This window comes from Betaproteobacteria bacterium, assembly GCA_016791345.1.
Taxonomy (GTDB): Bacteria; Pseudomonadota; Gammaproteobacteria; order Burkholderiales; family JAEUMW01; genus JAEUMW01.
In genome coordinates this window covers 1-3,365 of the sequence record JAEUMW010000333.1, presented here as the reverse complement: position 1 = coordinate 3,365, position 3,365 = coordinate 1, and the positions used below count along the sequence as shown (strand labels likewise).

The following is a 3,365-nucleotide window of genomic DNA, read 5'->3' as shown; positions in this document are numbered from 1 at the left end:
ACGAGACGGGCAGCGGAGCCGTCAAGCTATTCTCTGAGCCGGAAGACGATCGGCACATGCACGGTGAAGTCGCGGCTGCGCAGCCGCTCCGGCGCGCTCGGCAGCGGCTGTGCGTCCTTCACCATTTGCAGCGCCTGCTCGTCGAGCACCTCCTGCCCGCTCGACTTGTACAGCGTCGTCGCGAGCAGCCGGTTGCCCGCGCCGAACTTGAGGGCGACCGTGGCAGTGCCCTGCCAGCCGCGCATCTGGGCGAGCCGCGGGTAACGCTGGTGCTTCGCGATGGCCTGGGAGAGCGCGTGGCCGTAGCTCGCGAGCATGTCCGGATCCGCGGCCGCCGAGTCCGCGGCTTCCTTCACGGGTGCTGCCGCGGGTTCCGCGTGCGGTGCCGCCGGCACCGAGAACTGGGACGGCTGTGCGGGCGCTTCGGGGGCGGCCGTAAGGAGTTCCTGCTGCGGCGCAACCGGCGCCGTGACCGGGGGTGCTTCGCGCGCCGTCACCGCGGGCGTGGGCTTCGTCACCTTGGGGCGGGGCCGCTCCAGCGGAGGTGCCGGTCGCGCGACCGGTTCGCTCACCGGAACCGGCGTCGGCGCAGGTTCGGGCACCTGTGGCAGGAACTCGACCGTCAGCGGCTGTTCCTGGACGTTCCTGAGCGGGCGCAGCTGCGGAAAGAGCGCGAGCGCGATGGCGTGGATGGCAATGGAGATCGCGATCGCCGCGGCGAGCGGACGTTCGCGCGCGAGGTTCGACGTGGACGCAATCATCGTTCTTATATTGTGGTTCGAGACGCGGGAACCAAGGGTAGAGGAACGTTCCGGGCTTGCGCAAATCCTCCTGCCATTCTCATGAAAATCATGAGCCTGAATTGCAGAATTTCCCGGCGGCCGGAAAGAACACGCGCACGGAGAATCCAGTCTCATCTTACGAGTGCGGCCTGACCGCCGGACTTCACCAAGATCGCATCCAGTTGGACACTCAAGGAGAGTACGATGGCCTGGACCAAACCCGAGTTTACCGATCTGCGTTTCGGCTTCGAAGTGACGATGTACATCGCCAACCGCTAAACCGCGCGCGACAGTACAGTACCCATCCGGGGGCCGGACATCCGGCCTTCGCGGTAGTCGACCGGCCCGGGACCTCCCGGGCCGGCGCATTCTCGGGATCGCGGAGATATCGCATGCGCATCAAGGTTCTGGGCAGCGCGGCCGGCGGCGGCTTCCCGCAGTGGAACTGCAACTGCCGCAACTGCGACGGCGTGCGCAGCGGTGCGGTCCATGCGACGGCGCGCACGCAGTCCTCGATAGCCGTCACCGCAGACGACGTCAACTGGGTCCTGTTCAACGCGTCGCCGGACATCCTGCAGCAGCTGAAGAGCACACCCGAGTTGCAGCCGGCGCGCGCCATCCGCGACACCGGCATCGTCGCCGTCGTGCTCATCGACGCCCAGATCGATCACACCACCGGGCTTCTCATGCTGCGCGAAGGCCAGCGCAGGCTCGACATCTTCTGCACCGACATGGTCCGCGAGGACCTCACGTCCGGCAATCCGCTCTTCAGGATCCTCGATCACTACTGCGGCGTCGAATGGCAACGCGTGGGCGGCGAGCGGTGGACGTTCACGATCCCCGCTGCGGCTGGGCTCAAGTTCACGGCGATGCCGCTCAAAAGCGCGGCACCGCCCTACTCGCCGCACCGCGAGGACCCGCACCCGGGCGACAACATCGGCGTGCGCGTGACCGACACCGCGTCCGGTCGCTCGGTGTTCTACGCACCGGGCCTGGGCGAGATCGAGCCGCACGTGGAAGCCGCGATGCGCGATGCCGACTGCGTGATGGTGGACGGGACCTTCTGGACCGACACCGAGATGATCGACCTCGGCATCTCGAAGAAGCGCGCACGCGAGATCGGTCATCTCGCGCAGTCCGGCGCCGACGGCATGATGGAATGGATGGACCGTTTCGCGAAGCCGCGCAAGATCCTCATCCACATCAACAACACCAATCCGATCCTGAACGACGACTCCCCCGAGCGTGCGGAACTGACCGCCCGCGGAATCGAGGTCGCGTTCGACGGCATGGACATCCGCATCTGAGGAGGAGACCCCGCATGGGAGCCGCAGAGACCCTGCCCTGGAGCCGCGACGAGTTCGAGCGCGAGCTGCGCGCGAAGGGCAAGCGCTATCACATCCATCACCCGTTCCACATCGCCATGAACAGCGGTCAGTGCACCAGGGAACAGGTGCAGGGCTGGGTCTGCAACCGCTTCTACTATCAGATCTCGATCCCGATCAAGGATGCGGCCATCATGTCCAACATGCCGGACCGCGATCAGCGCCGGCTGTGGATCCAGCGCATCATCGACCACGACGGCACCGCCGGCGAGGAAGGCGGCATCGAGGCCTGGCTGCGCCTGGGGGAGGCCTGCGGCCTCGAGCGCGAGGAGATCACGTCGCTGCGGCACGTGCTGCCGGGCGTGCGCTTCGCGGTGGACGCGTACATCAATTTCGGGCGCACGCGTCCGTGGCAGGAGGCGGTGTGCTCCTCGCTCACCGAGCTTTTCGCCCCCGAGATCCACCAGAAGCGCCTCGACAACTGGCCGCAGTACTACACGTGGATCGAGCCGGAAGGCTACTACTACTTCAAGAAACGCCTGTCGGAAGCGCGCCGCGACGTCGAGCACGGGCTGGCCGTGACGCTGGATCACTTCAAGACGCGCGAGCAGCAGGAACGCGCGCTCGACATCCTGCAGTTCAAGCTCGACGTGCTGTGGTCGATGCTTGACGCGATGCAGGTCAACTACGGCATCGGGGAGGCGAAGTGACGGAATCGGTGCAGGTCAGCGACGACACCGTGTTCGCCCTCGGGCGCTACTTCCGCTTTCAGTGGGAGCCGGCGCAGCAGGCACACGTGCTCCTGTATCCAGAGGGCATGGTGAAGCTCTCCGGCAGCGCCGGCGAGATCCTGAAGCGCGTGGACGGGAACGCGAGCGTCAAGGCCATCGTCGAAGATCTGGAGAAGTCCTTTCCCGGCGTCGATCTGCGCAAGGACGTCACGGGATTTCTGGAGGTCGCCCATGGAAACGGCTGGATCCGTGTCAAGCAGGCCTGAGGTCAGCCACCCGCTTTGGCTGCTGGCGGAGGTCACCTACAAGTGCCCGCTGCACTGTGTGTTCTGCTACAACCCGATCGACTACACGCAGTTCGGTGCGGAACTCACGACGGATGAGTGGCTCAAGGTGCTGCGTGAATCGCGCGCGATCGGCGCCACCCAGCTCGGTTTCTCCGGCGGTGAGCCGCTCATGCGCGACGACCTCGAGATCCTCATCGCGGAAGCGCGCAAGCTCGGCTATTACTCGAACCTCATCACCTC

The 3,365-nt window shown here is 65.9% G+C and carries 6 protein-coding genes; 5 read left to right on the top strand and 1 reads right to left on the bottom strand.

Features of this window, described 5'->3' with window-relative positions; genetic code table 11:
- Positions 1 to 26: 26 nt before the first annotated feature.
- Positions 27 to 761: a TonB family protein gene (locus JNK68_13150; protein ID MBL8541302.1), complete on the bottom strand. Its 735-nt coding sequence runs from the start codon at positions 759 to 761 to the stop codon at positions 27 to 29.
- Between the two features lie 225 nt (positions 762 to 986).
- Between JNK68_13150 and pqqA the strand changes: the two genes are divergently transcribed.
- The 5 genes from pqqA to JNK68_13125 form a co-directional block, all read left to right on the top strand.
- Positions 987 to 1,061: a pyrroloquinoline quinone precursor peptide PqqA gene (pqqA, locus tag JNK68_13145; GenBank protein MBL8541301.1), complete on the top strand. Its 75-nt coding sequence runs from the start codon at positions 987 to 989 to the stop codon at positions 1,059 to 1,061.
- Between the two features lie 113 nt (positions 1,062 to 1,174).
- Entirely contained in the window at positions 1,175 to 2,089 is a 915-nt protein-coding gene (gene pqqB / locus JNK68_13140) for a pyrroloquinoline quinone biosynthesis protein PqqB (protein ID MBL8541300.1), read from the top strand.
- Between the two features lie 14 nt (positions 2,090 to 2,103).
- Positions 2,104 to 2,817, top strand: coding sequence for a pyrroloquinoline-quinone synthase PqqC (gene pqqC, locus JNK68_13135; GenBank protein ID MBL8541299.1), 714 nt, complete (start codon positions 2,104 to 2,106; stop codon positions 2,815 to 2,817).
- Positions 2,814 to 3,104 carry a pyrroloquinoline quinone biosynthesis peptide chaperone PqqD gene (pqqD, locus tag JNK68_13130; protein ID MBL8541298.1) on the top strand — a complete coding sequence of 97 codons (291 nt, stop codon included), beginning with the start codon at positions 2,814 to 2,816 and terminating at the stop codon, positions 3,102 to 3,104. Before pqqC ends, pqqD begins: the two co-directional genes overlap by 4 nt.
- On the top strand, positions 3,070 to 3,365 hold a 296-nt coding region (locus JNK68_13125), incomplete at its 3' end, for a radical SAM protein (GenBank protein MBL8541297.1). The genes pqqD and JNK68_13125, both read left to right, overlap by 35 nt.

What these genes read in the sequence shown, in the direction of transcription:
- JNK68_13150 (MBL8541302.1), bottom strand. Translation starts at nt 761, where the DNA reads ATGATTGCGTCCACGTCGAACCTCGCGCGCGAACGTCCGCTCGCCGCG.
- pqqB (MBL8541300.1), top strand. Translation starts at nt 1,175, where the DNA reads ATGCGCATCAAGGTTCTGGGCAGCGCGGCCGGCGGCGGCTTCCCGCAG.
- pqqC (MBL8541299.1), top strand. Translation starts at nt 2,104, where the DNA reads ATGGGAGCCGCAGAGACCCTGCCCTGGAGCCGCGACGAGTTCGAGCGC.